Genomic DNA, 22290 nt, shown 5'->3' on the forward strand with positions numbered 1-22290 from the left:
AGAGCGGCTGACAGTTTTACGCGATTCTGCCTGGCGCAGCAAGCGCTCTTTCAGTAAAGGCGCGGTTAATGTGTTTCGCCCAACGCGATTTTTAAACGGTTCAACCAACCGCACAATCCGCACCAGCCCAGCAAATTGACGGCCTGTTCCAGTGACGCCCCTTGTTCGAGTAACGGCGTGAATTGCGCAGCGCTAAAACGATCGGGCGCCCTGGTCAGCCATTGTATCGCTTGCGTGACAGGACGCTCAACCGGATGTTGGCTTTCCCAGTGCTGTATCTCCCGTTCACCCCGGCGGAACACCGAAATGGTCTCTGCCCATTCGCTCGCGTGGCGTGACTGTTCATTAAAACAGGCGACGCTGCCATTGATGCGCGACGTGAGCAGCGTGGCGAGTGGGAGCGACGCCGGTGGCGCATCCGTACGCAGGGCGCTGGTGAGCAGTGTGCCAAGTAAAGAAAGCAGGGCGGGTTCGTGAACCAGGACTGGCGCGAGCGTCAGCAGTTCTGCAACCGGCTGATGGTGGGACAGGCACTCCAGCTGTTCGGCGCTGGCGTAACGTATTTCCACGCCTTCCTGAGCCGGGTGCCATTGCGCGTCCTTTTCCTGGAAAAGCGGCGCATCGGCGAATTGCTGTATATCCAGACCCGGCACCCAGCGAACGGGGTGTCCATGATAAGCCTGAAATATCGCCACGACGCGCGCCTGAAAACCCACAAAACCAATAATCTGGTTTATCAGAATGATGTCGCAGGTCGTCAGACCCACATCGTCAAGATGCTGGCGGTCGCGGGCATTAATGACCGCAGGGGAACTGGCCAGTTGACGCGCGTATTGCGTGATTTGCGCCAGTCGGTGGTTACTCTCCCGGGAGGAGTCCGGGCCGGGAAGCGGGGTCAGTCGCGCGGCGTAATGGTTACAGAGCCGCTGTACGCCATAGACCTGGGCAACGGTCAATGCGGTACTCATCCGTTCATAGGCGCTGAACGTGTGGAGACGATTCTGTGTGACGCGCTCGGGAAAGAGGCGTTGAGCAAGTTGACGGGCAGGGTGCAACCAGGACTGAAAGGGTAAAAGCACGTCTTCGGCGATCGCTAAATCCAGCAGAAAACTGTCCTCGACGTTCGCGGCTTCCGGCACCAGCGGGAGAACCTCTTGCGGATAAGTGCTGGACTGGGTTTCATGATACCAGTGGCTTTTGCCTTCAATTCGGCGTTGTTCCATGGGCGTTCCTTGGTCTAAAAGTGGCGACCCGGACACGTCGTCGTCGAATCACGCCGGATCGTTTTCGCTGCATTATCCTGGCGTAAGCAAGAGAGGGGATAAAAGATTGTTAGGTGATAATAAATATCAGAATGATATATACCGCGATGCGACAGCGCGCGAAGAATGGAAGGGGGTGAAAGGCGTCATCAGAGAAGGGAATAATGGGCGACGCTGCGCCGCCCATTGCGGGAAGTGAAACGATTATTTCAGTTCCAGTTCGTTCATGGCTGCGATGCTGAAACCGCCGTCGACGTGAACGACTTCACCGGAGATACCGGCAGACAGATCGGAGCACAGGAAGGCGGCAGAGTTGCCCACATCTTCAATGGTAACGGTGCGGCGAATCGGCGTAACCGCTTCGCAATGCGACAGCATTTTACGGAAATCTTTGATGCCGGACGCGGCCAGAGTACGGATCGGACCTGCGGAGATTGCGTTAACACGAACGCCTTCCGGGCCCATCGCGTTAGCCATGTAACGCACGTTTGCTTCCAGAGACGCTTTTGCCAGACCCATGACGTTGTAGTTCGGGATTGCGCGCTCAGCACCCAGATAAGACAGGGTCAGCAGGGCGGAACCCGGATTCAGCATGGTACGGCAAGCTTTTGCCATCGCCACAAAGCTGTAAGAGCTGATGTCGTGCGCGATTTTAAAGCCTTCACGGGTAACGGCATTCACATAGTCGCCATCCAGCTGATCGCCAGGCGCGAAGCCGATAGAGTGAACGAAACCGTCGAATTTCGGCCAGACTTTACCCAGCTCGGCAAACATAGCGTCGATGCTGGCATCTTCAGCCACATCACACTGCAACACGATGCTGGAATCCAGTTGAGCGGCAAACTCTTCCACGCGGCCTTTCAGTTTGTCGTTCTGGTAGGTGAACGCCAGTTCAGCTCCTTCGCGGCGCATCGCCTGAGCGATACCGTAGGCGATGGACAATTTGCTGGCAACACCCGTTACCAGAATGCGCTTACCGGAAAGAAAACCCATAGCTTTAATCCTTATAGTCATTACTTATTTTTTGCTTTTAATATCAATAAATTAAAAGCAACATTTCAAAGTTATTCGAAATTAGCTCGAAATTATATCCCACTCACAGCCCTTTGTGTCACGATATTTTTCCGTCATTTCCCGTGACTTAGCTCCGGGGCGGCGCAGGGCGAGCCTGTTTACTTTCGATATTTTCCTGCATCCGTCCAGTATATCACCCGCTATCAGGTTCGCCTCATCCAACCAGCACGAGCGGGTGACGCGCTGCGAATATAAGGGATAAATACATTTGGACGAATCATAATGGTTGCATGACTAATTCTACTTATGTATTATCCGCAGCCGGTTCGTTATGACGCGTAAGTGCGTGATAACTCACAAGAACCGTCAAACCGCCATTAGCTCATCTGGAAGAGCGAACGACATTTGTTGTGGGTGTTGTAGGGAACGGGGTTCGAGGCCTCGATGGCGGCCCAGGCCGACTTAGCTCAGTAGGTAGAGCAACTGACTTGTAATCAGTAGGTCACCAGTTCGATTCCGGTAGTCGGCACCATCTCAAACGTTTCCAGTGTTTTCTGACTTCACAGAAGCCCGCGTATCGCCATTTCTTCTCTCCCGTCAAAACCGCGTTTCAACGGGAAAGAAGAGTCTGAACTTACGGTTTACCTGCCAGTCGAGACCTTTTCAAATCGATAAAACAGGTTCGGCTCACTCATAATATAAATGTTGCCGGCCTTATCCATCGACACGCCTTCAGGTTGCGGGATATGTTCCTCAAGACCATTTTCGCCTTGCGTTAATGACATCCGGCGCAGCACATTGCCGTTCAGGTCTATCTCTGTCAGGCTGCGTGACTCATCAGATAAGATCAGCAGATGTTCACCGTGGATGTGAAGGGCGGAGATATCGTCTACGTCCAGATTTTTAATCAGATCATCCAGTGGGACGATCTCAGAAAAATGAGTAAGGCCGCCGTCGCTTTGGGTTCGGTACAGCATGACCGGTTTACGTTCTTTGGCGAAATAGAGTTCATTTCGTCCGGCCATCCAGGCAATGCCTTCGATTCCCCGGTTGCGCGCGTTCTCAAACAGGTCTGTTTCTATTTTTCTCACTGACCTGATGTCCAGATCCTGGCTGAGCTGGTAAACATACATCGCGGAGTCTGCTTCATCGACCAGTAAGTATGTCCCGTTACCCGCGTATTCGATTGATTCAGCATCTTTAATCCGATCTGCGATGCTTTTTCTGGCGAGTATTTCTCCATTTTTAGACAGTTTGAGGATGGTGGCGGGTCTGTTGAGGGTGGCGACAAAAACATCTTCTTCAGGCACGTAGCTCAGGGAGGATAAATTGTCGATCCCGGACAACGATTTTTTGAAGTCCAGAGTGTAGCCGAATGCCGGTTCAGTCTGGTTGTCAGCGCGAGTGAATGCGAAAGCGGACGCCAGTAGCACAGCCAGCGCCAGACACAGGATCAGCCAGGAATATTTTCTCATGGGCGCTCCTGCATTCGAGGCGCGTGGTGGATGACCAAATGGCCGCTAATTGATTCAGACAACAACATCATAACGCTCCTTCAGGCTAGCGATCTTTTCGCCAGGCGTCGGCGGTGAGGGCTTCGCCGAAGTGTCCTGCGATCAAACGGCGGGTGAGTTCATGTAACGGAGAGGCGAGAACATCAGCAGTGCTGCCGCGTTCGACCACTTCGCCCTGGTGCATGACCAGCACCTGATCGCTGATGTGTTTCATCATCCCCAGATGCTGAGTGACGTAGATATACGAAATCCCCTGTTTTTCCTGGAGTTCCAGCATCAGGTTGATGAGCTGCGAGCGCATCGACATATCGAGCGAAGCCAGCGCTTCGTCGGCGATGATCACCTTCGGGCGTAAAATCAGGGCGCGGGCTAATCCCAGACGCTGTTTCTGCCCTGGCGCCAGCATGTGCGGATAATAGCTGACGTGGTCAGGGAGAAGGCCGACCATCCGCATGGTTTCAATAATCTGCTTACGTCGCTGCTCCGGTTCCAGATCGGTGTTCAACCGCAGCGGGAAATCCAGAATCTGCGAGATGCGCTGTCGCGGATTGAGTGACGTTGACGGGTCCTGAAAAATCATGCGGATGCGCTGGCTGCGAAACGAGTAGTCGCCGTATTTCAGCGGATGATCGTCAATCAGCAGTTCGCCGCTGGTCGGCGCGATCATTCCTGCCAGCATTTTCGCCAGCGTGGATTTGCCGGAGCCATTCTCACCAATAATGGCGAGCGTCTGGCGTTCGCGTAAGGTGAAGCTGAGCGGCTTTACCGCCTCGACGGTCTGACGCCGGAACCATCCTGTACGGTAGCGGAAGGTTTTACTCAGGTTACGCACTTCGAGCAGGGTTTCCACCATGTCACTCTTTCTCCATATTCAGCGGAAAATGACAGGCGTAGAGATGATTCTTCGCCCCGGTCAGACGCGGGGTTTCAATGCATTCTCGTTGAGCATACGGGCAACGCGGCCCCAGACGACAACCTATCGGTAATTGTTCCAGCAGCGGGATTGCCCCTGGCATGGTATTCAGGCGGCTTTTATGCGGCATGGCGCTGCCAAAATCCGGTATCGCGCGGATGAGCGCCTGAGTATAAGGGTGGTGAGGCGTAGCCACCAGATCCTTACTGGGCGCAGTTTCAACCGTCTGCCCGCAATACAGAACGTTAATTTTGTCTGCCCACTGGCTGAGCATTTGCAGGTCATGACTGATCAGCAAAATAGTGGTATTGCTGTTCTGGTTCAGGCGCGTCAGCAGGCGGAAAATCTGCGCCTGGGTGGTGGGTTCCATCGCGTTGGTCGGTTCGTCGGCAATCAGCAAGCGCGGCTGATTGGCGAGCGCAATGGCGATCATGACTTTCTGACATTCGCCATCCGTCAGCTCATACGGAAAACTGCGCATCGCGTCTTTGTGATCTTTAATGCCGACCCGGTGCAACAGTTCAATGGCACGGCGTTTTCGCCAGCCAATACGCTGCCACCAGCGACCTTTATAGGTCCAGGCGGGAATATTCTGCATCAGTTGACGGCCAATGCGCTCCGAAGGATCAAGGCACGACTGCGGTTCCTGAAAGATCATCGACACGTTATGGCCGACCAGTTTGCGGCGCTCGCGCGCGGAAAGACGCAGCAGGTCGATATCGTCAAAGCGCATACGGTCGGCGGTGACGCGCCAGTTGTCTTTCGCCACACCGCAAATGGCTTTCGCAATCAGGCTTTTCCCGGAGCCGGATTCGCCGACCAGTCCACGAATTTCCCCTTCATTTAACGTCATGCTGACCCGATCTACGGCTTTAACCCAGTCTTCGCCGGTTTTAAATTCAATGGTCAGGTTGCGGATATCCAGTAACGGCATTATTCCACCCCCGCGATAATCGCGCGCCGGATGCCGTCGCCGAGCAGGTTCACCAGCAGAACGCTGATCATAATTGCCGCGCCAGGTAACATCACCGTCCACGGCGCGACATATATCAGCTCCAGCGCGTCGCCGAGCATGGCGCCCCATTCAGGAGAGGGGAGTTGCGCGCCGAGGTCGAGAAAACCGAGCGCGGCGATATCGAGGATCGCCATCGACAACGCGCGGGTGATTTCGGTAATCAGACCGGCGGTAATATTGGGCAGAATGGCAAACCAGAGAATATTGAGCGTGGTGGCGCCATCGAGGCGTGCGGCGATCACATACTCTTTTTCCAGCTCGTCATGCACCATGCTGTAGACCGAGCGCACCATACGCGGCAGCAGTGCGAGCCAGACGGCAAACATTGCGTGACTCAGATGCGGCCCGGCAAAGGCAACAACGATAATCGCCAACAGCAACGACGGAATAGAGAGCAGGGTGTCCAGAATATGGTTGAGTACGGCGGAGCGTAAGCCGTGCGTAGCCCCGGCGACAACGCCCAGAATCAGGCCGCACAGCGTTGCCGCCAGCGTGACGATAAACGCGCCGCCGACGGTGGGCGCCGCGCCGCTCAGCAGGCGACTTAAAACGTCACGCCCCAGATCGTCCGTGCCCAGAAAAAACGAGACTTCGCCATAGCGCGACCAGGACGGCGGCAACAACTGGTAGCCGAGGAACTGCTGATCGATGCCGTAGGGAGCAAACCAGCTGCCAAAAATACACAGCACCACCAGACCTGCGCAGCCGTAAAGACCGACCATCGCAGAAGCGTCGCCATAAAATTTGCGCCAGGCAGTGCGCAGCGTTCCCGGTGGGCGCTTTTCGCTGTACACACTATCGTAAGGCATACCATTCCTTATGTTTCAGAGGGTTAGCCATAGCACCCAAAATATCAGAGATCACGTTGACGATAATCACTAGCGAACCAACCACCATTACGCCTGCGGAAATAGCGGCGTAGTCCTGCTGGCGGATAGCGTTGATCAACCAGCGTCCCAGCCCCGGCCAGCTAAAGACCATCTCGGTGATCATCGCCAGCGTCAGCATGGTGGAAAACTGCAAGCCGAGACGCGGGATCACCGGCGGCAGCGCGTTGTGCAGCACATGCCGACGCAGAATCGTCAGCCGTGACAGACCGCGCGTCGCCGCTGCCTTCACGTAATTCTGGTCATACACTTCAATAGTGCTGATGCGCATCAGACGAATCACTTCCGTGGTGGGGGCGACGGCCAGCGTCAGCACCGGCAATACCATATGGCGCACTGCGCTCATCACCATCTCATCGCGCCAGGGCGAGTCGGAAATCCAGGCATCAATAATGGCGAAACCGGTGACCGGCTTCACTTCGTAAAGCAGATCAAAACGACCTGATACCGGCAGCCAGCCGAGCGTGAGCGAGAAAAACAGCGTCAACAGCAGCGCCAGCCAGAAGACCGGAATCGAAAATCCCACTAAGGCGAGGGCGCTGATGAAACGGTCTGGCCATTTATTCCGCGTTACGCCTGCCAGCATCCCCACCGGGATTCCGACCATCAGGGCAAAGCCGAAAGCGAGAATGCACAGCTCCATCGTGGCGGGAAAAACCTCTTTGAGCTGTTCGGAGATCAGCTGGCCGTTAATGCTGGAAACGCCAAAATCCCAGTGGATCAGGCTGTTAAACCAGAAAACCCAGGCGTTCCACAACGATGCGCCCTGTAATGGCGCATGGGGCGTGAAATAACTCAGGCTAAAGCCGATAAAGGTCAGAAAGAACAGTGTGACCAACAGCAGCAGAAACCGACGCAGGGTGAAAATAATCATGGTTTTTTCACCTCATCTTCTTTTTCCCGCGAAACACCTGCAAACGAGGCGTTACCAAAGGGACTTAAAACCAGCCCTTTAATATCATAGCGATAAGCCTGTAAACGCAGCGAGGAGGCGAGCGGCAGTATCGGCAGCTCTTTTGCCAGAATATTTTGCGCTTCATCATACGCGTCAATACGCGCCGCAAGCTGCTGGGACGAGAGCGCTTTTCGCAGAATGCCGTCAAACTCAGGATGGCACCAGTGTGCAAAGTTGGTTTGTGAGTTAATGGCGGCGCAGCTCAGCAACGGCCTGAAGAAACTATCTGGATCGTTACTGTCGGTTGCCCAACCGGACAACGTCAGATCATGGTTCATGTCCATCAACCGTGCCTCCTGGAAACGACCTTCTACCGGAACAATCACCACTTTTACGCCGACCTGCGCCATATCCGCCTGGATCAGCTCGGCGGTTTTCAGCGGGCTGGGGTTCCAGGCCTGGGAACTGGTCGGCACCCACAGCTGTAGCGTTAAGTTTTCCAGCCCCAGCGCTTTCAACTGCTCGCGGGATTTAGCCGGATTGTATTCTGTAATTTTAGCCTCGTTGTCATAGGCCCACGAGGCGCGCGGCAAAATAGAGGCGGCGGTTTCCGCTGTACCGTAGTAGATCGACTGCATCAACCGCTGGTTGTTGATCGACAACGCCAGCGCATGGCGTACGGCGGGATTATTCAGCGGCGGCTTATCGGTATTAAAGGCCAGGTAGGCGATGTTCATACCGGGGCGCAGCGTCAAACGCAGGCGCGGATCGTCGCGCAGAATCGTGAGCTGACTGGCAGCGGGCCAGGCCAGCACATCGCATTCGCCGGTGAGCAATTTCGATAAACGGCCTGTGCCGCCGGAGCCTAAGTCAACCACCACCTGCGGCATCAGCGGTTTACCACGCCAGAATCCCTCATGACGTTGCAGACGAATATATTGTCCGGCGCGATATTCCGAGAGCTGGAACGGGCCGGTGCCGACCGGCTGGCGGTCAATCAGTTCCGGGTGATCCTGCTTTGTCAGCTGCGCCGCATATTCCGCTGACATGACCGACGCATAGTGCGTCGCCAGATGCCATAAGAAGGAGGCGTCTGGTTGGGTCAGGCGAAATTCGACAATATTGTTGTCCAGCTTACGCACGCTCTGTACGTTATCGGCAAACTGTAAACTGTCGAAATAGGGAAAGCTGCCGCCGTTAACGTTATGCCAGGGATGTTTGCGATCAAAAATGCGCTCGAAGGTAAACACCACGTCATCCGCGTTCAGCTTGCGGGTAGGGGTGAACCAGGCGGTCTTCTGGAAAGAGACGTTGCGACGCAGGTGGAAACGGTAGGTCGCGCCGTTGTCCAGCACTTCCCAGCTTTCTGCCAGTTCCGGCACCAGACGATAAGTATAAGGGTCCACATCCAGCAGTCTGTCATACAGCTGGGCGGCAAGCGTATCAACGATCAGGCCACTGCTCGCTTTTTGTGGATTGAAGGTGTTGACCTGCCCACTGACACAATAGACAAAGCCGCTGTCGCGAATATCAGCATGCGTAGTCGGTTCAGGCGCAGCCGCAGCCTGACCACTCAGGAGTCCAGCCATCACGATCAGAGACGATAAAACCAGGCGCATAATTTTTAAGGGATTATGTATAAAGATGCTATCTTACTAATATTTAATGACATTTGCCATTGCCGTTTGTGTTTAGGGGCATAATGGGGGCAGTAGTGATGGTAATCGGGCGTTTAACATTGCAACCTGATCAGCGTTCATACCAGCTATCCACTTCGAATATACCTCATAAACCATCTTAGCATTTTCATGGCCCATCTGACTCGCAATAAACGAAGGGTTAGCCCCGGTGGACAATAGCCAGCAGGCGTAAGTATGGCGCGACTGATAGGGTGGGCACCTCCTGATGCCGGATCGTTTCCAACTGCTTGCGATGGAACCCCGCGAAAAATAAGTGCTCCCATCCTTTGACTGTTTTCCTGGAACAAACACGAATCTGAGGCTTTGTTGTTCAGTGTGTCCATGCTCTCTATGATTGAAAACGATATCTGTCTTTTCCATATGCCCGGTAAGCCAAAGCAGCAGAGTACGCTGCAACAGCTGCAGTCAGAAAAGCCGCTGCGGATAAAGATGCTGCTCTACCGTCGTATAGCCAGTACAATACTGTGACGAATTTCGGCTCAGGTAAAAACGGGGCTGAACTGGCTGGCATTGACGTAATAATTAATGCGGCAAAAACTTAAAGATGAACAGGGGGAGGGAATCCTCCCCTATGTGTATTAATAGTTGTTATTCGCTCGACTGTTTTTTCTAACAAGTCGAAAGGTTATGATAATGAATAAACTATTCAGCAAGGCTGTAGTCAATAGAGTGAATAATGAATAGTAAATATCCCACTTCTCAATATCAATAAACCCATATTTATTTGACAGCCATGTGAACAATTGTTGCTCTGGTACTACCGCAAAAAATGCAATAAAAATGCAAGCATACGATAATAAATAAATATGCCATAACACTGTAAATTTCAAAGTATTCATCAGTACACCTGCACCGTGCCGAACGCGACGAGGTGCGTCCCGTTTATTCTAAATGTCGGCTGTCTTAAAATGGCTTCTCTCAATATGTTGTAATGAGTAGTGCTGACGAACGTTATACAGCCGTTGCTTACTCCTTTGTATCCCGCGGGATGCAGTCTGAAATTCCCTCTCTTTACTTCCTCGACGAACGTATAATCATCAATATTCGAGTCTTCACGATATAACGCGAACCAGTTGAAATAATTCGAGCCAGACGCTACCGAATATGCCACGTTTTTGATGAAATGCACCGCGCCGCTACCCGGTCTGGCGACAATATAGTATTTGCCGGGTGGAAGCGGCCCCTTCTCCGGAACGCCGGTTTTGCCCGGATTGTTTCTGTTCTCACCCGCGTTTCCAGAGTAAGCCGGAAAGAATCCCACGCCAGGGCAGCTCAGCGTCGACAGCTGTCCGCTATTGAGATGAAACGTGCAGCGGATCATCTGTCTTTCCATTCATCAGAAAAGATGATGTTGCCGTCGCAGTGCTTCCAGGTGATTTTCTCGTATCGTAGCGCAACGCTTTCGAGATGGTTATGCTTCTCGGTGGCAGGGGTCTTCACGTCGTGCATCATCGGGCAAATCGAGACGACTTTGACGTTCTCTAGCAGCATGTTGATGTATTCCACCTCCTGCCCGGCGTCATTAATGCGGTACCATTTGAACTTCGCACTTTTCAATGTCTGACCCTTTGCCACTGCTTTGTACAGATATGGGCTTGAGCTGTCGAACTCCTTTTCAAATACAAGAGCGCTATGTACGCGTGTGCCGGTGATCTTCCCTGTCATATTATCGGTCGGCAGATGTAGTCCATGACCGAACCCCAAAACCTCAATACTTCCTTCGCGATCTTGTACATCAACAGCGCTTTTGATATCTGCGCCGCCATCATCTTTCAGCCAAAGATATGCCGGGATTGCCATTTCAAAACTCCTTTTTTTATTAACGGTTCATATGCTAGAAACGTTAATAATCCCCTAATTATTAAGATTATTAGGCAAAATGTGTTATGCAAAATCTATATATTTCAGTTGGTTATTGATGAGGTTTGCAATATTGATTTTTTCAATTATCCGCATTGAACCGAATGGACGCAGAACTGTCACTACTCAGGCATTCTTGAGCGAGCTGGGAAAAGTGAACTGGAACTGGTCTCTGGGACAGGCCAACACCTGGATAGAAACGTATGTGACGACGTTCAAGGATGTTACTGACCACGAAGGCAAAGATCGTACTTTCCAGCTTTTCAATCCGAACGGAGGGCTATGAGATGGGTTTCCCTTCACCAGCTACCGATTACGTTGAGTGCGCGCTCTCACCTGCAGTTCTATGCAATATAGGGGCGGAAAGCAGAGTGCTTGAAACTGACGTCGGGTTTGCTGTCATTGAGCCTGCAACCAGAAAGACACCAGGTGACGTGCTGCTGATCCTATTCGATGGAAACACTCAGTTTGCAAAGCTTATGGGGGAGGTGCTTATCACAGACGATGGCGAAGCGATCGAAGGTACTGCTCTGGCTGAAGTTGAGGTGTTGGGACGTGTAACGTTTTTCATTAACCGTGCAACTGAAGATGATATCCCTGTCTAAAAAGCGGTGCGCACCGAAACTTTATGATTTTAAACACGAACATCATGAAGCAAGATCAGGAGCCGGTAAAACTGGGTGTTTCGAAACTGGAAGGAGCTACGCAAAGTGGGATTTTTGGGGGCAAATTTGGGGGCGAAAATTGCTTGGGGACAGGTTTTGGGGCAGTAAAATGACCAGTAATGACTCACATTGTCTTAATGGTGATTGTTCTAACTAATTGTTTATTTTATAAATTATTGATTCGCAAGAGAGATTTAAAATGCGCAAATAATTTTTAAGGTTTTTAGATTCGATCAGCAAAGTGTATCGCACTTCGGCCCGCCAGGTAAAAATGACTGCGGACAACTGGCGTAAATGTACACAATTGCGATGAAGGAATCGTCATACTGGTTGAATAAACACCAAAGGAAATGCCCGTTCAGTTAAGTTACGGGCTTTGATACATGATTACTTCAGGCTTACGTTTCGCAATATTTTCTGGCCTGCGACAGATTGTACTTTCCAGGTACCGTTTTCTTTCACCATGCAGTCTATTACTGTGTGTTTCTGTTCAGCGCCGAAAGAGACATAGACCTGTGTACATACGGGATCTAAGTCTGATGAGACGATCTCTATTTGCTGCCAGTCATCGTCAAAATCCTGGGCTTTGATGAACATATCAGAATCGGGTACATCTTCGGAGCCTGGGTCTGCTGTATTTGAGGTCTTTAACGCAGCAATGGTGTTTGCTGTAACGTAGGGTTGGAGTCCCTCATAATCAGCCAGTGGATTTTTCTCCTGTATTAACTGGGATATGTACCAGCGATTAAATGTTAAAGCTGTAGCTTCGGGTCCGCCGGGAGACAACGCCGCAAAAGCAGAAGAGCTGATTAACAAGCCAGCCAGGCTCGCACCCATCATAGCGTGTCTGCGTGCGTATTCTACGGTTGCGTGTTTATCCCAATTCATGGCATTTCCCTTGTATGCAAAATCGTTGGGTATAACATTACGCTGGAAATTCAATCACCTTTGTAATTATTTTTATTATGTTATTAACCAATATCGAAATTAATTATAAAGAAAACCTCATTAATTCACTTAACATATTACCCCCACAGAATGATAACAACTGTCCCGGGCATGAGCGCTAAATCTGATGTTTTTTGAGCAATGCGCGCAACTGGTGGTAGGTCAGACCCAGCAATTCTGCTGCCCGTTTTTGATTAAATTTCGCCTGTTGCAGGCTGATTTGCAGAAAGTCTTTCTCCTGCTGTTGCTGAAATTCGCGTAAATCCAGCGGCAATGATGGCGCAGAAACGGGCGTTTCCGGCGGCGTCGGTTCGGGAATGTCACGCTTAAATGGGTCGATGATAATTTCATCTAACGGATAATCGCTGCTGCCATGCCGATAAACCGAACGCTCAACCACGTTTTTCAGTTCACGAATATTTCCCGGCCAGCGGTACTGAAGCAGGGTTTCTCTCGCCCGCGCGGTAAAACCCGGGAAGAGGGGCAGATGAATCTCACGGCACATCTGAATGGCAAAGTGTTCGGCCATTAACATGATGTCGCTTTGACGCTGGCGTAAAGGGGGAAGCTGCACGACGTCGAAAGCGAGCCGGTCCAGCAGATCGGCGCGAAATGTCCCTTCGCTCACCATTTGCGGCAAATCGGCATTTGTCGCGCAGACCAGACGCACATTAACCTGCAACGGCTGGCTGCCGCCGACGCGCTCCAGCTCGCCGTATTCGATCACCCGCAGCAGTTTTTCCTGAACCAGCATGGGAGCGGTCGCCAGCTCATCCAAAAAGAGCGTACCGCCATCGGCGCGTTCAAAGCGCCCGGGATGACGTTTTTGCGCGCCGGTAAATGCGCCTGCCTCATGACCAAATAACTCGGAGTCGAGCAGGTTTTCATTGAGCGCGGCGCAGTTAAGGGAGATGAACGGCCCTTGCCAGCGCGTTGAGAGAAAATGCAGCCGGTTGGCGATCAGCTCTTTCCCTGTTCCGCGTTCGCCAATGATAAGCACGGGTTTATCCAGCGGCGCCAGATGGGAAACCTGCTCCAGCACTTCAAGAAAGCTGTTGGCTTCGCCGAGAAGGTTATCTTTGTATTCTGCCATGATGAGATTCACCACTTGTTAGTGTTATTCACCACTTTAGCCTATTTCTCTCGTGAGGTAAAATCGTACATTGTTTTAATAATCAATAGATTAAAAAGTTGGCACGCAGATTGTATTAACCCTGTAGCAGGGCATAGCCCGATATCAGAACATACCGTGTGAGGATTGAATTATGGGTATTTTTTCTCGTTTTGCCGACATCGTGAACGCCAACATTAATGCGCTGCTGGAAAAAGCGGAAGATCCGCAAAAGCTGGTGCGCCTGATGATTCAGGAAATGGAAGATACGCTGGTGGAAGTCCGTTCTAATTCCGCGCGCGCGCTGGCAGAAAAGAAACAGTTATCCCGTCGCATTGAGCAGGCCGCCGCGCAGCAGGCGGAGTGGCAGGAGAAAGCCGAGCTGGCGCTGCGTAAAGACAAAGAGGATCTGGCGCGCGCCGCGCTGATTGAGAAACAAAAACTGACGGATTTGATCGCCACGCTCGATCAGGAAGCGGTACTGGTTGACGACACGCTGGTGCGGATGAAAAAAGAGATTGGTGAGCTGGAAAATAAACTCAGTGAAACTCGTGCCCGTCAGCAGGCATTGACGTTGCGCCACCAGGCGGCAAGCTCTTCCCGTGATGTCCGCCGTCAACTGGACAGCGGCAAACTGGATGAGGCTATGGCGCGTTTTGAATCGTTTGAACGCCGTATCGATCAGATGGAGGCGGAAGCGGAAAGCCAAAGCTTTGGCAAGCAGAGAACCCTGGATCAGCAGTTTGCCGATCTGAAAGCAGATGATGAAATCAGCGAACAACTGGCGCAGTTGAAAGCCAAAATGAAGCAAGATAACCAATAATAATACCTGGCGGCGCCCGAACGCGCCGCCGCTCATCACCTGTAAGGAGCACTCATGAGCGCGTTATTTCTGGCCATACCGTTAACCATTTTCGTGCTGTTCGTGTTACCGATTTGGTTATGGCTGCATTACAGCAACCGTTCCGGTCGGGGCGAACTGTCGCAAAGCGAACAGCAACGTTTAATGCAGCTAACCGACGAAGCGCAACGCATGCGCGAGCGTATTCAGGCGCTGGAAGCCATTCTTGACGCCGAACATCCGAACTGGAGGGATCGCTAATGGGAGGAATTAACCTGAACAAGAAATTATGGCGCATGCCGCAGCAGGGGATGGTGCGAGGGGTGTGTGCCGGTATCGCGCAGTACCTTGATGTACCGGTGAAACTGGTGCGTATCCTGGTGGTGTTGTCGATCTTCTTTGGTCTGGCATTTTTCACCCTGGTGGCTTATATCATTCTCTCTTTTGTACTGGACCCGATGCCGGACAGCATGGCAACGGGCGAGCAACAGCCTTCCAGCGGTGAACTGTTAGATGCGGTGGATCGTGAACTGGCCGCAGGCGAAAAACGTTTACGCGAAATGGAGCGCTATGTGACCTCTGATACCTTCACGTTACGCAGCCGCTTCCGTCAATTGTAAGAGGACAGAGATGAATACTCGCTGGCAACGCGCCGGGCAAAAGGTGAAGCCGGGCTTTAAACTTGCAGGGAAGCTGGTTCTCCTGACCGCGTTACGCTACGGTCCCGCAGGCGTAGCGGGGTGGGCGGTGAAATCCGTGGCCCGGCGCCCGCTGAAGATGTTGCTGGCGTTGGCGCTTGAGCCTTTACTGAGCCGGGCAGCGGCTAAATTATCCCGGCGTTATACCGGAAATCATCCCTGACTACGATTCTGTGTACGCAGAGTAACACTTCGATTACATATTCCTCGGTAATTTGCGGCAGCTCACAAATACGATTTTTGGGCTGCCAAAATTCTTTTTTACCCCCCCTCTAAACCCGCTCGCCTGATTGAAAGCTTATTTTTCACGGAGTAGTCTCTTCTTTCATGGGACCGCTACCACGGAAAACAAAAGTGAGCCAAAAAATCCAGAAATACCTGCTTGAAGTCTATGGGGAAACATTTTCGCAACGCCACTACGACGTACTGGAAAGGCGTATTGAAAAATCACGTTCATTAATTAAAAAACAGCGTAAGTTGCATTGGGATGAAAGTGATGTTGTGCTTATTACCTATGCCGACCAATTTCACTGTGAGACGTCAAAACCGCTTCCCGCATTTAATCAGTTCTTCCGTAAACGGCTAAGCGCGAGTTTTTCTCATGTCCATCTGTTACCTTTTTATCCATGGTCATCTGATGATGGATTTTCGGTCATTGATTATCACCAGGTGGCGCAGGAAACAGGGGAGTGGAAAGATATCGGTGAACTGAATCAAACAAGTCAATTAATGTTTGATTTTGTCTGCAATCATATGTCTGCCAAAAGTGAATGGTTTAAAAACTATTTACAGCAAAAGCCGGGCTATGAGCATTTCTTTATTGAAATGGACCCTTCGACAGACCTGAGTGCAGTGACGCGTCCGCGCGCATTACCGTTACTGACGCCTTTTACATTGCACGATGGCACCGTCCGTTATTTATGGACGACATTCAGTGATGATCAGATTGACCTGAATTATGCTTGCCCTGACGTGCTGCTGGCGATGGTTGATGTTTTACTGACCTACCTCGAACAAGGGGCGGACTATATTCGTCTGGACGCCGTCGGGTTTATGTGGAAAGCACCGGGTACAACGTGTATTCACCTGGAAAAAACGCACCAGTTAATCAAGCTGTTCCGGGCTATTGCTGATGAGGTGGCACCGGGGACCGTCATCATTACTGAGACCAACGTTCCGCATCAGGATAACATTTCCTATCTGGGTAATGGCTATGATGAAGCGCACATGGTCTACCAGTTTTCTCTTCCGCCGCTGGTATTGCATGCCGTGCAACGCCAGGATACGCGTGCGTTGTGCGACTGGGCGAAAACGCTGTCGCTGCCATCCTCGAAAACGACCTGGTTTAACTTTTTGGCTTCCCATGACGGAATAGGCCTGAATCCATTACGCGGTATTTTGCCGGAAGAGGAAATACTGCAATTAGTTGAAGCGTTGCAACAGGAAGGGGCGTTAGTCAACTGGAAAAACAACCCGGACGGGAGTCGAAGCCCTTACGAAATCAATGTTACTTATATGGATGCGCTCAGCAAGCGCGACAGTAGTGATGATGAGAGACTCGCCCGGTTTATTTTAGCGCATGCCATATTATTGAGTTTCCCTGGCGTACCTGCGGTATATATTCAAAGTATTCTGGGCTCTCGTAATGACTATGATGGTGTGGAACAACTGGGGTATAACCGCGCTATTAATCGTAAAAAATATGATCTGGCAACAATTGAAGCGGCTTTAAACGATGACGACACGCTAAGACATAACGTCTTTCAGACATTATCAAAGCTTATTATTATACGTCGTCATAATAATGCCTTTCATCCGAACAGCGCTTTTGAAATAGAGAGTCTCACATCAGAAGTTATGCGAGTGACGCGTACAACAAAAGATGGCGAAGCCATTACTGCATTGTTTAATGTGAGCGATCAAATTCAAACTATGAATATTTGTTGCTCGGGTGGTTATGACTTAATTAGTGAAACTTATATCACCGGGGAAACATTAATGCTGCACCCATGGCAGGTTATGTGGATTAAAAAATAATAAGGAACATCTAATGCTTAAATCTAACGTTGTGCTGTTATCAGCACTGGTTTCCTGCGCCCTGATTTCAGGGTGCAAAGATGACAAACAATCTCATGTCTCCATTGAATTTATGCATTCGTCGGTGGAACAGGAGCGTCAGGCCGTTATTACAAAACTGATTACGCGTTTTGAAAAAGAAAATCCTGGAATCACCGTGAAACAGGTTCCTGTTGAGGAAGATGCCTATAACACCAAAGTGATCACGCTGGCGCGCAGCGGCTCGCTGCCGGAGGTTATTGAGACCAGCCATGATTACGCCAAAGTGATGGATAAAGAGCAACTGATCGACCGTGATGCTGTTGCGGATGTTATTCAGAACGTGGGTGAAAGCGCGTTTTATGACGGTGTGCTGCGCATTGTGCGTACTGAAGATAGCGCGGCGTGGACCGGCGTTCCGGTAAGTGCCTGGATTGGCGGTATCTGGTATCGCAAAGATGTTCTGGCGAAAGCCGGGCTGGAAGAGCCAAAAAACTGGCAGCAATTGCTGACCGTCGCGCAAAAACTCAACGATCCCGCCAGTAAGAAATACGGTATTGCGCTACCGACGGCGGAGAGCGTGCTGACTGAACAGTCTTTCTCGCAGTTTGCGTTGTCAAATCAGGCCAACGTCTTTGATGCACAAGGAAAAATAACCCTTGATACGCCAGAGATGGCGCAGGCGCTGGAATATTATCGTGCGCTGGCGGCAAATACGATGCCGGGTTCTAACGACATCATGGAAGTGAAAGACGCTTTCATGAACGGGACTGCACCAATGGCGATTTATTCCACCTATATCCTCCCGGCCGTCATTAAAGAAGGCGAACCGCAGAACGTGGGGTTTGTCGTTCCGACGGAAAAAACCTCTGCCGTCTATGGCATGTTGACTTCGCTGACCATCACCAGCGGACAGAAAGCGGAAGAGACGGAGGCGGCCGAGAAATTTGTCACCTTTATGGAGCAGGCGGACAACATTGCGGACTGGGTGATGATGTCTCCGGGAGCGGCACTGCCGGTCAACAAAGCCGTGGTGAACACGCCCGTGTGGAAGGAAAACGATGTGATCAACGCGCTTGGCGATCTGCCTTATCAGTTGATTGCAAAACTGCCTAATATCCAGGTGTTTGGCGCGGTGGGCGACAAGAACTTTACCCGTATGGGCGACGTGACGGGCTCTGGCGTGGTGAGTTCGCTGGTGCATAACGTGACGGTGGGTAACGCCAGCCTGTCTTCGGCCCTTAAGGAAAGCCAGAAAAAGCTGGATACCCTTGTTGAACAGCGCTAATGCGGAAAGAGGAAAGCAGTTATGACCAGGCTTTTTTCCGGTCGTTCCGATATGCCATTCGCGATGTTGCTGCTGACGCCCAGTTTATTACTGCTGGGCGGTCTGGTGGCATGGCCGATGATATCGAATATCGAAATCAGTTTTTTGCGTTTGCCGCTTAATCCGCGAATTGCCTCAACGTTCGTGGGGTTTAGCAACTACATTAACATTCTCTCCGATCCTGGGTTCTGGCACGCGCTGTGGATGACGATCTGGTATACCGCGCTGGTTGTGGCCGGTAGTACCGCACTGGGGCTGGGCGTCGCGATGTTCTTTAACCGGGAGTTTCGCCTGCGTAAAACGGCACGTTCGCTGGTGATCCTCTCTTATGTGACGCCGTCCATCTCGCTGGTGTTCGCCTGGAAGTACATGTTCAACAACGGCTACGGCATTGTGAACTACCTCGGCGTGGATCTGCTGCATCTCTACGATCATGCGCCGCTGTGGTTCGACAATCCGGGCAGTAGTTTCGCGCTGGTGGTGTTGTTTGCGATCTGGCGTTACTTCCCGTATGCGTTCATTTCATTCCTGGCGATCTTACAGACTATCGATAAATCGCTGTATGAAGCAGCCGAAATGGATGGCGCGAATGCCTGGCAGCGATTTCGCATCGTAACGCTGCCCGCCATCATGCCGGTGCTGGCGACGGTCGTGACCTTACGCACCATCTGGATGTTCTACATGTTCGCCGATGTTTATCTGTTGACGACGAAGGTCGATATTCTCGGGGTGTATCTCTACAAAACAGCATTTGCATTTAATGACTTAGGTAAAGCAGCCGCCATTTCCGTGGTGCTCTTCATCATTATTTTTGCCGTCATCTTGCTGACCAGAAAACGGGTGAATCTCAATGGCAACAAATAAACGCAAACTTGAGCGTGTCGGCTTTTACTGTGGCCTGATCGTCTTTCTTCTCATCACGCTGTTTCCTTTCTTTGTGATGCTGATGACCTCGTTTAAAAGCGCGAAAGAGGCGATTTCACTGCATCCGACCCTTTTCCCGCAGCACTGGACGCTGGAACACTATATCGACATTTTTAATCCGCTGATTTTCCCGTTTGTCGATTATTTCCGCAACAGCATGGTGGTGTCGGTAGTGTCATCCGTTGTGGCCGTATTTTTGGGCACGCTTGGCGCGTACGCGCTGTCACGTCTGCGCTTTAAAGGTCGCATGACCATTAATGCCAGCTTTTACACCGTGTACATGTTCTCCGGCATTTTGCTGGTGGTGCCGTTGTTCAAAATCATCACTGCGTTAGGCATTTATGACACCGAAATGGCGCTCATTATCACGATGGTCACTCAGACGCTGCCGACTGCGGTGTTCATGCTGAAAAGCTACTTCGACACCATCCCGGATGAGATTGAAGAGGCCGCCATGATGGATGGCTTGAACCGTCTGCAAATTATTTTTCGCATTACCGTTCCGCTGGCGATGTCTGGCCTGGTCTCGGTGTTTGTCTACTGCTTTATGGTGGCCTGGAATGACTATCTGTTTGCGTCGATTTTCCTCTCCAGCGCCAGCAATTTCACCCTTCCGGTAGGGCTGAATACGCTGTTTAGCACGCCGGATTATATCTGGGGACGCATGATGGCGGCGTCGCTGGTAACGGCATTACCTGTCGTCATTATGTATGCGCTTTCCGAACGTTTTATTAAGAGTGGTTTGACCGCTGGTGGCGTGAAGGGCTAAGGCGGCCAGTTTAATTAAGGAGTTGTAAATGAAAAAGTTAGTTGCCACCGAACCGCGCGTTGCGGCGCTTGTGGAGTATGAAGATCGCGCGATTTTAGCCAACGAAGTGAAAATCCGCGTTCTGTTTGGCGCGCCGAAGCATGGTACTGAGGTGGTTGATTTCCGCGCTGCCAGCCCGTTCATTGATGAAGATTTTGATGCGCAATGGCAGATGTTTATGCCGCGCCCGGAAGGCGCGCCGCGCGGTATCGAATTCGGTAAGTTCCAGCTCGGTAACATGGTGGTGGGCGACATTATCGAATGCGGCAGTGACGTGACGGACTATGCCGTGGGCGATCGCGTATGTGGTTATGGTCCGCTTTCTGAGACGGTCATCATCAACGCCGTTAATAACTATAAGCTGCGCAAAATGCCGGAAGGGTGTTCCTGGAAAAACGCAGTCTGCTATGACCCGGCACAATTCGCGATGAGCGGCGTGCGTGACGCGAATGTGCGCGTGGGTGACTTTGTCGTGATTGTCGGGCTGGGCGCGATTGGTCAGATTGCGGTGCAACTGGCGAAAAAAGCGGGAGCGTCAGTGGTTATCGGCGTAGACCCGATCGCTCACCGCTGCGATATTGCGCGTCGTCATGGCGCGGATTATTGCCTGAACCCGGTCGGCACGGATGTCGGTATGGAAATTAAAAAACTGACCGGGAAACAGGGCGCTGATGTGATCATCGAAACCTGTGGTTATGCTGACGCGTTACAGTCGGCGCTGCGCGGGCTGGCCTACGGCGGCACTATCTCCTATGTGGCTTTCGCTAAACCGTTTGCGGCGGGATTCAATCTCGGGCGTGAAGCGCACTTCAATAACGCCAAAATCGTTTTCGCTCGTGCCTGTAGTGAGCCGAACCCTGATTACCCGCGCTGGAACCGTAAGCGTATTGAAGAAACCTGCTGGGAATTGCTGATGAATGGTTATCTCGATTGCGAAGAGATTATCGACCCCATCGTAACGTTTGCCAACAGCCCGGAAAGCTATATGGAGTTTGTCGACAAGCACCCGGAAAAGAGCATCAAAATGGGCGTGACGTTTTAATTCTAAGGGAATGAATACTATGAAAATTGGAACTCAGAATCAGGCTTTCTTTCCAGAAAATATTCTGGATAAATTTCGCTATATCAAAGAGATGGGGTTTGACGGATTTGAGATCGACGGCAAATTGCTGGTCAATAACCTTGATGACGTCAAAGCGGCGATTAAAGAAACGGGTCTGCCTGTTACCACAGCCTGCGGTGGTTATGACGGCTGGATTGGCGATTTTATTGAAGAGCGCCGTCTGAATGGCCTGAAACAAATTGAACGCATTCTTGAAGCGCTGGCGGAAGTGGGCGGCAAAGGCATTATCGTGCCGGCCGCGTGGGGAATGTTTACCTTCCGTTTGCCGCCAATGGCCTCGCCGCGCAGTCTGGAAGGCGATCGCAAAGCGGTGAGCGACTCGCTGCGTTTCCTTGACAACGTGGCTGAGCGCACTGGAACGGTGGTGTACCTGGAACCGCTTAACCGCTACCAGGATCACATGATCAATACGCTTGCCGACGCTCGTCGCTATATCGTCGAAAACGATCTCAAACATGTAGAGATTATCGGTGATTTTTATCACATGAACATCGAAGAAGACGATATGGCGAAGGCGCTGCATGACAACCGGGATCTGCTCGGCCATGTGCATATTGCCGACAACCACCGCTATCAGCCGGGAACCGGCACCCTGAATTTCGGCGCGCTGTTTGATCAGTTGCGGCAGGACAATTATCAGGGGTATGTGGTGTATGAAGGGCGGGTACGCGCAGATAATCTGCCGGAAGCCTACCGTCAGTCATTGGCCTGGTTGCGTACCTGCTAAGAG

The 22290-nt window shown here is 51.5% G+C and carries 24 protein-coding genes, 1 tRNA gene and 1 pseudogene; 13 read left to right on the forward strand and 13 right to left on the reverse strand.

Going from position 1 to position 22290, the window contains the following annotated elements; genetic code table 11:
* Positions 1–65 precede the first annotated feature (65 nt).
* Entirely contained in the window at positions 66–1223 is a 1158-nt protein-coding gene (locus OGW17_RS08280; RefSeq protein WP_071258401.1) for a carboxymuconolactone decarboxylase family protein, read from the reverse strand.
* Positions 1224–1466: 243 nt separating this feature from the next.
* Entirely contained in the window at positions 1467–2255 is a 789-nt protein-coding gene (fabI, locus tag OGW17_RS08285) for an enoyl-ACP reductase FabI (protein ID WP_024130306.1), read from the reverse strand.
* Between the two features lie 477 nt (positions 2256–2732).
* Between fabI and OGW17_RS08290 the strand changes: the two genes are divergently transcribed.
* Positions 2733–2808 (forward strand) — tRNA-Thr (locus OGW17_RS08290).
* Positions 2809–2917: 109 nt separating this feature from the next.
* Here the strand turns inward: OGW17_RS08290 and OGW17_RS08295 are convergent.
* The 9 genes and pseudogenes from OGW17_RS08295 to OGW17_RS08335 form a co-directional block, all read right to left on the reverse strand.
* Entirely contained in the window at positions 2918–3751 is an 834-nt protein-coding gene (locus OGW17_RS08295) for an SdiA-regulated domain-containing protein (protein ID WP_071258399.1), read from the reverse strand.
* 85 nt (positions 3752–3836) lie between these two features.
* Complete coding sequence (gene sapF, locus OGW17_RS08300) at positions 3837–4643, reverse strand: peptide ABC transporter ATP-binding protein SapF (protein ID WP_012132256.1); 807 nt, start codon at positions 4641–4643, stop codon at positions 3837–3839.
* 1 nt (position 4644) lies between these two features.
* On the reverse strand, positions 4645–5637 hold the full coding sequence (gene sapD, locus OGW17_RS08305) for a peptide ABC transporter ATP-binding protein SapD (protein WP_012132257.1): 993 nt from the start codon (positions 5635–5637) through the stop codon (positions 4645–4647).
* A complete protein-coding gene (gene sapC, locus OGW17_RS08310) occupies positions 5637–6527 on the reverse strand; it encodes a peptide ABC transporter permease SapC (protein WP_012132258.1) in 891 nt (296 codons plus the stop codon). The genes sapD and sapC overlap by 1 nt, the downstream gene beginning before the upstream one ends.
* A complete protein-coding gene (gene sapB / locus OGW17_RS08315; protein WP_047463560.1) occupies positions 6514–7479 on the reverse strand; it encodes a peptide ABC transporter permease SapB in 966 nt (321 codons plus the stop codon). The genes sapC and sapB overlap by 14 nt, the downstream gene beginning before the upstream one ends.
* Positions 7476–9119 (reverse strand): ABC transporter substrate-binding protein SapA, encoded by a 1644-nt coding sequence (gene sapA, locus OGW17_RS08320; protein WP_012132260.1) that lies wholly within the window; start codon positions 9117–9119, stop codon positions 7476–7478. Before sapA ends, sapB begins: the two co-directional genes overlap by 4 nt.
* A gap of 72 nt (positions 9120–9191) precedes the next feature.
* Positions 9192–9572: pseudogene (locus OGW17_RS08325) on the reverse strand (tyrosine-type recombinase/integrase); the annotation flags it as partial.
* 466 nt (positions 9573–10038) lie between these two features.
* Positions 10039–10521 (reverse strand): DUF2778 domain-containing protein, encoded by a 483-nt coding sequence (locus OGW17_RS08330; protein ID WP_071258396.1) that lies wholly within the window; start codon positions 10519–10521, stop codon positions 10039–10041.
* Positions 10518–11000, reverse strand: coding sequence for an Hcp family type VI secretion system effector (locus OGW17_RS08335; RefSeq protein ID WP_071258395.1), 483 nt, complete (start codon positions 10998–11000; stop codon positions 10518–10520). The genes OGW17_RS08330 and OGW17_RS08335 overlap by 4 nt, the downstream gene beginning before the upstream one ends.
* A 118-nt stretch (positions 11001–11118) precedes the next feature.
* Here OGW17_RS08335 and OGW17_RS08340 point away from each other — a divergent pair, with 118 nt between their 5' ends.
* Both OGW17_RS08340 and OGW17_RS08345 read left to right on the forward strand, forming a co-directional pair.
* Positions 11119–11346, forward strand: coding sequence for a DNA polymerase V (locus OGW17_RS08340; RefSeq protein WP_081353206.1), 228 nt, complete (start codon positions 11119–11121; stop codon positions 11344–11346).
* Positions 11347–11431: 85 nt separating this feature from the next.
* Positions 11432–11665: a hypothetical protein gene (locus tag OGW17_RS08345; protein WP_369701094.1), complete on the forward strand. Its 234-nt coding sequence runs from the start codon at positions 11432–11434 to the stop codon at positions 11663–11665.
* Positions 11666–12112: 447 nt separating this feature from the next.
* Here the strand turns inward: OGW17_RS08345 and OGW17_RS08350 are convergent, their stop codons facing one another.
* The gene (locus OGW17_RS08350) at positions 12113–12613 is read right to left on the reverse strand and encodes a DUF3828 domain-containing protein (RefSeq protein ID WP_081353184.1); all 501 of its coding nucleotides are present in this window, start codon (positions 12611–12613) and stop codon (positions 12113–12115) included.
* Positions 12614–12791: 178 nt separating this feature from the next.
* Positions 12792–13766 carry a phage shock protein operon transcriptional activator gene (gene pspF, locus OGW17_RS08355; RefSeq protein WP_012132264.1) on the reverse strand — a complete coding sequence of 325 codons (975 nt, stop codon included), beginning with the start codon at positions 13764–13766 and terminating at the stop codon, positions 12792–12794.
* A gap of 172 nt (positions 13767–13938) precedes the next feature.
* Here pspF and pspA point away from each other — a divergent pair, with 172 nt between their 5' ends.
* From pspA to ycjR, 10 genes are all read left to right on the forward strand, one after another.
* Positions 13939–14607, forward strand: coding sequence for a phage shock protein PspA (gene pspA / locus OGW17_RS08360; protein ID WP_071258393.1), 669 nt, complete (start codon positions 13939–13941; stop codon positions 14605–14607).
* Positions 14608–14661: 54 nt separating this feature from the next.
* Positions 14662–14886, forward strand: coding sequence for an envelope stress response membrane protein PspB (gene pspB, locus OGW17_RS08365; protein ID WP_012132266.1), 225 nt, complete (start codon positions 14662–14664; stop codon positions 14884–14886).
* The gene (gene pspC / locus OGW17_RS08370) at positions 14886–15245 is read left to right on the forward strand and encodes an envelope stress response membrane protein PspC (RefSeq protein WP_012132267.1); all 360 of its coding nucleotides are present in this window, start codon (positions 14886–14888) and stop codon (positions 15243–15245) included. Before pspB ends, pspC begins: the two co-directional genes overlap by 1 nt.
* Before the next feature lie 10 nt (positions 15246–15255).
* The gene (gene pspD, locus OGW17_RS08375; RefSeq protein WP_071258391.1) at positions 15256–15486 is read left to right on the forward strand and encodes a phage shock protein PspD; all 231 of its coding nucleotides are present in this window, start codon (positions 15256–15258) and stop codon (positions 15484–15486) included.
* Between the two features lie 164 nt (positions 15487–15650).
* Positions 15651–17360 carry a sugar phosphorylase gene (locus OGW17_RS08380; RefSeq protein ID WP_081353183.1) on the forward strand — a complete coding sequence of 570 codons (1710 nt, stop codon included), beginning with the start codon at positions 15651–15653 and terminating at the stop codon, positions 17358–17360.
* Positions 17361–17373: 13 nt separating this feature from the next.
* Positions 17374–18666: an ABC transporter substrate-binding protein gene (locus OGW17_RS08385; RefSeq protein ID WP_071258387.1), complete on the forward strand. Its 1293-nt coding sequence runs from the start codon at positions 17374–17376 to the stop codon at positions 18664–18666.
* A 21-nt stretch (positions 18667–18687) separates the two neighbouring features.
* Entirely contained in the window at positions 18688–19569 is an 882-nt protein-coding gene (locus tag OGW17_RS08390; RefSeq protein ID WP_071258385.1) for a carbohydrate ABC transporter permease, read from the forward strand.
* Positions 19556–20398 (forward strand): carbohydrate ABC transporter permease, encoded by an 843-nt coding sequence (locus OGW17_RS08395; protein WP_071258384.1) that lies wholly within the window; start codon positions 19556–19558, stop codon positions 20396–20398. Before OGW17_RS08390 ends, OGW17_RS08395 begins: the two co-directional genes overlap by 14 nt.
* 28 nt (positions 20399–20426) lie before the next feature.
* Complete coding sequence (gene ycjQ / locus OGW17_RS08400; RefSeq protein WP_071258382.1) at positions 20427–21479, forward strand: D-guloside 3-dehydrogenase; 1053 nt, start codon at positions 20427–20429, stop codon at positions 21477–21479.
* 19 nt (positions 21480–21498) lie between these two features.
* The gene (ycjR, locus tag OGW17_RS08405; protein WP_071258381.1) at positions 21499–22287 is read left to right on the forward strand and encodes a 3-dehydro-D-guloside 4-epimerase; all 789 of its coding nucleotides are present in this window, start codon (positions 21499–21501) and stop codon (positions 22285–22287) included.
* The last annotated feature ends 3 nt before the right edge of the window (positions 22288–22290 follow it).

Source organism: Citrobacter sp. CK181, from assembly GCF_030333595.1.
Classification (GTDB): Bacteria; Pseudomonadota; Gammaproteobacteria; order Enterobacterales; family Enterobacteriaceae; genus Citrobacter_B; species Citrobacter_B koseri.